We start from the raw sequence: 6,685 nt of genomic DNA, 5'->3' as shown, positions 1-6,685 counted from the left end.
ACTATATTTCAATAATTTCAAAGAACTATTTATCCACTTTTACGGGACAGTAGTGAGATAATTTGCATTATTTTTTTGTGCATAATTGTACTCTTCTGTAATTTCGTTAATGGTTTTGTGTTCTCCGTTTTTAACATCAAACCATTGTTCTCCTTTTATCATAGTGTTACATAATTCTATGGGCTTGATTTTTAATTCATTTTCCCATGTTTCCTTGAAACTCTGATGCTTAAACATCAATTTGTTGTTTATATATCGGAGAACAGGTCGGAGATGGGAGTCTTCTGCTATTTCAGTACCATTGTCAGTCGCTACTTTAATATTGAACAGAACATTTCCTTTTTTATCGAATTTCACCTGATTCCATTCGGGGGCTAAAAAATCTTCGTCACCGGTGAAACCCGTCTTGAACGATATTAGGCATTGAGGTTGTAGTTTATGGATATACGCGTATAGTTCACCAACTTCTAAAAAATCATTTGGCCTACGATAGCATTCTCCTATTCCATCGAACCAAATTCCTGCGATTGCGCCATAATTTGTCAGCAATTCTTTTAGCATGATTCTTACTTCCTCTTTGATATAGTCATTGGGAGGAGTTATGTAAAGAAATAACCCTAATCCTTTCCTTTCACATGCTTCTGAAAGTTCTTTTACAAAGTCGCGTTTAAGAATTTTTTGACTATTCCATTGAGATAAACTGGTGTCGTACATATACATTTTCCCAAATGTATGCTGAGTTGTAAATGTTATATATTTCATTCCAGCTTTTAGGGCTAAATCTGTAATACTATCGGCATTAAAATGCATAGGGTTGAATGTTGAAATCATTTTTTGTGTTTCAGGATACACATGTTGTATTTTATCCAATAATTGTTGCCGTCTAGAGTATCTATCCATTTTTTCAAATGTTTTTTGCTTCTCAAACCATTGGTCTCTCTTTTCGCATTCTGTAGTTCCTCCATTGAGTTGGCTCGCAGGGGAAAAGTGTATGAACATACCAAATTTGGCATCTTTAAACCAATTTAGGGAGGCAGTTTTGGGGGCTTTATTCCAAAGGGATTCGTATCCTGTTAAATATTTGGGAACGAATTGTTGGCTTCTACTTGTTATTGGATATAGAATTCCAATAAATATCATAAATATGTAAATAATACAATTTTTCATATCTTGTTTTTTGATTAAAGGAAGAGGAGGGGGTGGGTACTCCTCTTCCTAATGTGAATTGTTATAGTTATTCCCAACCTGGATTTTGTTTTAGTGCAGGATTTAACGTTATTTCATTAGTTGGAATACATTGTAGATAATCACGCTTTTCATTGAACTCATATCCATTTGGTGCTTTGGATGCGTGTGGATCTAATAGGCCATTGGAATCTACGGGAATATCTATTGTATTGTTCCATTCTGAACTCTTTAGAGGATAACCATGCATCCTTTTATGTTGGAAAATTTTGTGTGCTCTCCAACGACGATAGTCATCAGAACGAAAACTCTCGCAAGCTAACTCTATTCGTCGTTCGCGACGTATTTCGTATAATTCATCTGTGATGGGATATCCATAATCAATTTTATCTGAGGATGACAAATTTGAAGGTATGGAGAATGGAGGCATTCCAGCACGAGTTCGGAGTAAATTGATTGATCTGTCATAATCAACGGGCTCTCCTAATTCACATTTGGCCTCAGCATAATTTAATAGTGCCTCTGCATAGCGAAAAACGATGGCTCCGATATCACAAGGAAGCTGTACTCCACCAGCCGTTGGATAAGTGGGATCTATTCCTTTCCTTAACTGAAACCCTGTAATGTTTTTAAATTCTCCGCCTTCTGTTAAATAAGGTTTGTCAAACACATGTCGCCCATAGCTACTATTGTCCCACATGACATCACCTGGTATCCAAATTGTTTGTCTTAATCGAACATCGCAATTATTTCCTATATTGATTAAGAAATCATTACCTTGGAACTCTTTTGCGATTTTCTTATAGTCATAGACAGAACCATCTTTGGCCAAATAGGATGTTGCAAGTTCCCAAGTAATATGTATGTCGTTGGTTCCTCTTGTTAGATTATCTATTAAACTATGGGTCCAGTTTAGATCTTGACTAAATCCTGCCCATAACACGACTTCATCTGTTGAAAAATAGTCGGTTTTGTTAAACAAGTTCATATAATCAATGGAAGGATTCCCTGTATTATAGATTCCCACTTTATATTTGCCAGGTGTCATTAATTCTTCAGCTGCGTCAACTGCTGCTTGGAAATATTTCCGAGGATTAGCACCTATCGTTCCAAAATCTGTATTTGCATGATATTTTTGCCAGCTTCCTTCATAAAGTGCTACCCGCGATTTAAATATTAAGGCGGCTTCTTTACTTAGGCGTTGATTATTTCCATGGGTCGAATTTTTGAGTGGGTCTAAATATTCAATTGCTTTATCTAAACAATGTAATATTGAGTCTACTACTTCAGTACGTGGAGTACGTGGCATATAAAGTTCTGGTGAGTCCATTTCTAAGGTTTTGGTATACCATGGTACATCTCCATAAGCTTTAACTAAGTTGAAATATAGATAAGCTTTGAAGAAATATGCTTCACCTAAATAGTGCTGATATACAGTGAAATCTTCTGTACAACGTTGGTAATTGTCAAAAAAGAATAATATACTACGAATATTTCCCCATGACCAATTCCCTCCTGAATTGACGATGGAGGAAGCTCCATTTATTGTATTGTTCGGATTAGTTCGGATTTCGTCATCAGAACCATTAACTGCGTCCATTGCAAATGTCCCAGCATATACAGGAGTATTTTTAAAGGTTGGGAATGATGTATAAAAAGAAAGCATGTATTTACCTAAATCATCAGCTCTTTTCCAGAATGCTTCATTATCAATTTTATCCAGTGGAGGATTATCTAATAAATCATCACATGATACTATATATAACCCTGATATAAGGGTAAGACAAAATATAATTATCTTTTTCATATTCTTGTTGTTAAAATTGAACGTCAATACCAAATGCGAAAACTTCTAATGGAGGATAAGATTTACCATTACCTCTTCCCCCTATATTACCCGTTTCAGGATCTAAACTTTTTGGAAATCTTCCTGTGAGTGTCATTAAGTTTTCTCCTGTTACATAGAAACGAGCTTTTTCTATAGCTAATGATTGGGTTATATTTTTAGGTAATGTGTGGCCTATTTGTATATTTTTAAGTCTCAAATAAGCTCCGTTTTGTAAATAACGAGTCTGAGTTTGATAGTTCTTGTTCTGCTCATTAGTATGGTATGGGCGGGGGAAATAAGCATCTGTGTTAATCCCAAGTCCGCAGTATCGTGTGGCTTCACTGTCTCTATAATAATCCAGATGTTCAGTAAATAGCGAGCACTGATTCCATGCGCCTGCAAATCCCCAAAACATATTACCTGTTAGTGATAAATCACGTTTGGCAACTCCTTGGAAGAATATAGAGAAGTCTATATTTTTATAATCGGCTGCAAGGTTTAACCCAAATTGATAACGTGGAGTTGAATTGCCGATAATTTTTAAATCTCCATGATCTTCTAATGTGTTTTTCCCTTTGTCAATAACACCATTCCCATCAAGATCTTTATATTTTACGTCACCGGTTCTCCATGTAGGGTGAAAATATGATTGCCGTTGATTATCCATGATGTCTTGTGCTTCTTCTTGGGTTTGAATAAGTCCTTCTGTTTCAAATCCCCAAATATCTCCAACACGTTCTCCTGAGTAATTTGTTGTGAGAATGTTGGTTGGGTTGTTGAATTTTGTTATTGTATTGTAATAGTCTGAAAGCATTGCCGTGATAGAGTAATTTAATCCACATGATAATTGGTCTCTCCAACTAATACTTAATTCCCATCCATTCGTTCTCATTTCAGAGTTGTTTTCTTTAGGTAAGGTTGCACCGATTACAGCAGGAAGTGCACGTGCAGGTCCTAATCTGTCGCGTGTCATGCGTATATAGTAATCAGCTGTAATATTTAATCTATTATTTAATGCTCCTAAGTCAATACCGATATCAAATGTTTCGGAGGTTTCCCATGTTAGATTACGATTTATCAAGGCTGGAGCATTTACATAAATAGGCCTTTCTCCATTGATAATCCATCCTAAGTTGGAACCGACATTCATTAGAGGAAGATCTTGGTAAGGAGCTATTGGATTACTTGGAGTTCCTTGATTTCCAAGTTGTCCCCATGAACCTCTAATTTTGAGATTGTTGATTTTGTCAAGATATTTGCTCCAAAATTCTTCATGCGCAACATTCCACCCTAATGAGAATGAAGGGAAAAAACCCCAACGATTACCTTTGGCGAATTTGGAAGTCCCATCATAACGCCCATTGGCTTCAAGTAAATAGCGATTTTTGTAATTATAGTTAATTCTAAAAAAAGCACCTGCGGTCGACCAGTGGGCTAATTCATCTGATAATGATTGGATGGTACCTGTAGATGTTGAGAAAGATGGGACATCAAAATTGATAAGGTCATCTTTCCTACCTGCTAAATATTCACTATTTTCATGCTCGTATTGAACACCTCCCATTAGAGTTATATCATGGCCTTTTATATTAAAATTGTAGGAAGTGTACATGTTGGTAGTTTGATACAGAGCTTGTTTTTGATCTTTAGATATGTATGAAGGTAATGTGGTTCCTCCTGCTATCATAGTACCATCAACCATGTCTTCATAAACGGTAAAATTTTCAGATGTGAAGCGTCGGGCTGTTAGTGCTAATGAATAATCCAAATTAATATTCCATCCCTTTATTGGAGTAATAACTGTGGCAAAGCGTTGGGTTAGTGTAATTAGGTTAGTTTTATCCGTACCTGCATCTTTTGCCCAAGGAATTTTAGATTGTATCGTATAGTAACCGTTCGGAGATTTTAAAGCCTGTGTAGGAAAAGTTCTTCCAATATGATGAAACAGCAGATTATAACTGCCTTGATTGTCGAAATTGGCATATTCTCGAGTTGTGGATTCTAATCTAGTGTTGGTTGTAAATTTCATCCACTTGGAAACATCAATATCTAATTTTGAGTTTATGTTATAACGGCGATAATAATCGGTTATATCATAATTGAGAATGCCACTATCATAAGCGTGACCTGCGGAAATAAAATATGAGGTGTTTTTCCCACCACCTTGAATACTGATATTTTCTTGATTCCTTAATCCATTTCCATAAAACTCATCATACCAATCATGGTTGGCATTGCTTTCATTTACACTTGCCCAAATGGATGGATTGGTTGCAGATGGAACTGTTTCTGGCAGAGATGGGTCATTTTGGTATGCAATAATGCGTTCAATAGTTTCTTCTTTAAAAACAGTACCTCCTCCGTTGATGCCAGCTTCATTCATAACTCTTGCAAAAGTGTATGAATCAAGCATTTCTGGTTTGCGGTGAATTTTAGAGGTTGCGATATTGGCAGAAAAATTTATTTGAGGTTTCATATTGCGGCCTCCAGATTTTGTTGTGACTAAAACAACACCATAGGGAGCTCTTGCACCATAAATGGCAGAAGCGGCAGCATCTTTTAAAACAGAGATAGACTCGATGTCATTGGGGTTTAATCGATCTAAGTTTCCTTCTACTCCATCAATTAAAACATAAGCATTACCTTGCCCCCGGATAGAGAAGTTTAGTGAAGCTCCTGGCTCGAATCCATTTCCGTCTGTTGCTAATCCAAAATTGACACCTGCGACTTGTCCTTGTAGAGCTTGGGTTACATTCATGACTGGGCGGTCTTGGATAATGTCACCTTCTAAAGCTTGAACCGAACCTGTTAGATTCACTTTCTTCTGTGTACCATATCCAACCACAACTACTTCGTCCAGCATTTCCGTATCTTCCATCAGCTTGACGGCCAATTCTTTACCGGTAACAGCCTTTAATGTCTGCGATTGATACCCGATGAACGAAACCTCTAAAGTAGCGTTTGCCTGTGTCTTGATGGTGAAATTTCCATCGACATCGGTAACGGTACCGTTGTCGGTTCCAACTTCTCTGATTGTTGCACCGATAACAGGTTCTCCATTTGCATCCACCACTTTTCCTTTTACTACATTACCTTGTTGCTGCACACCTTGGGGGGATGCATCCAGTTGGGTGGAAAGGATAATCTTTTTGTCGAGCACGGTGTAGCGCACTTCCGTACCCTCGAATATCTCCTTCAAGATTGCGAAAATGTCGCTGTTTTGTGCCGAAACGGATACACGGCGGTTCAAATCTACATGCGAGTTGTTGTAGAAGAAGTCGAAATCCGAGGCATCCTCAATCTGGCGGAGGACATTGGCTACGGTTTCTTCTTCCACATTCAGGGACAGGCGGGCGTTTTGCGCGTAGGTCTCTACGGCTTGCAGCATGCCGATGGAACAGAAGAGATAAAAAATAAACAGTCTCATAACTAAAGGAATTTTTTTCGTGAAGGTCCACAATGACCTTCCGATTTCCATGTTTTGGAAATTACGGTCGTTTTTCATAACTTTGTAGTGAATTTAGTGAAAAAATAAAGTTCGTGTCTCATGGACTTTTTTCATACGGAAAGATGTTGGCGCATGTTTCCGTATGTTTTTTTGTAGGGCTACGGGTCTCTGTCTTTCATGGGCTTTTCTGTTAATGTGTGAGTATTCGTATTTTAAAGTCACAA

The 6,685-nt window shown here is 37.4% G+C and carries 3 protein-coding genes; all 3 read right to left on the bottom strand.

Going from position 1 to position 6,685, the window contains the following annotated elements:
• Window positions 1–39: 39 nt before the first annotated feature.
• Window positions 40–1,167 carry an alpha-L-fucosidase gene (locus tag RDO88_RS09640; protein WP_307759163.1) on the bottom strand — a complete coding sequence of 376 codons (1,128 nt, stop codon included), beginning with the start codon at window positions 1,165–1,167 and terminating at the stop codon, window positions 40–42.
• 67 nt (window positions 1,168–1,234) lie between these two features.
• Window positions 1,235–2,992, bottom strand: coding sequence for a RagB/SusD family nutrient uptake outer membrane protein (locus tag RDO88_RS09635; protein WP_307759162.1), 1,758 nt, complete (start codon window positions 2,990–2,992; stop codon window positions 1,235–1,237).
• Window positions 2,993–3,002: 10 nt separating this feature from the next.
• Window positions 3,003–6,518: a SusC/RagA family TonB-linked outer membrane protein gene (locus RDO88_RS09630; protein WP_307759161.1), complete on the bottom strand. Its 3,516-nt coding sequence runs from the start codon at window positions 6,516–6,518 to the stop codon at window positions 3,003–3,005.
• Between the last annotated feature and the right edge of the window lie 167 nt (window positions 6,519–6,685).

The organism is uncultured Mediterranea sp. (assembly GCF_902493215.1).
Taxonomy (GTDB): domain Bacteria; phylum Bacteroidota; class Bacteroidia; order Bacteroidales; family Bacteroidaceae; genus Bacteroides.
The sequence above is the reverse complement of the archived record's forward strand: the minus strand, read 5'-3'. Positions and strand labels throughout refer to the sequence as shown.

Excerpts from the sequence above, each read along its gene's own strand:
- RDO88_RS09640 (WP_307759163.1), bottom strand. The coding sequence starts at position 1,167 with ATGAAAAATTGTATTATTTACATATTTATGATATTTATTGGAATTCTA.
- RDO88_RS09630 (WP_307759161.1), bottom strand. The coding sequence starts at position 6,518 with ATGAAAAACGACCGTAATTTCCAAAACATGGAAATCGGAAGGTCATTG.
- RDO88_RS09635 (WP_307759162.1), bottom strand. The coding sequence starts at position 2,992 with ATGAAAAAGATAATTATATTTTGTCTTACCCTTATATCAGGGTTATAT.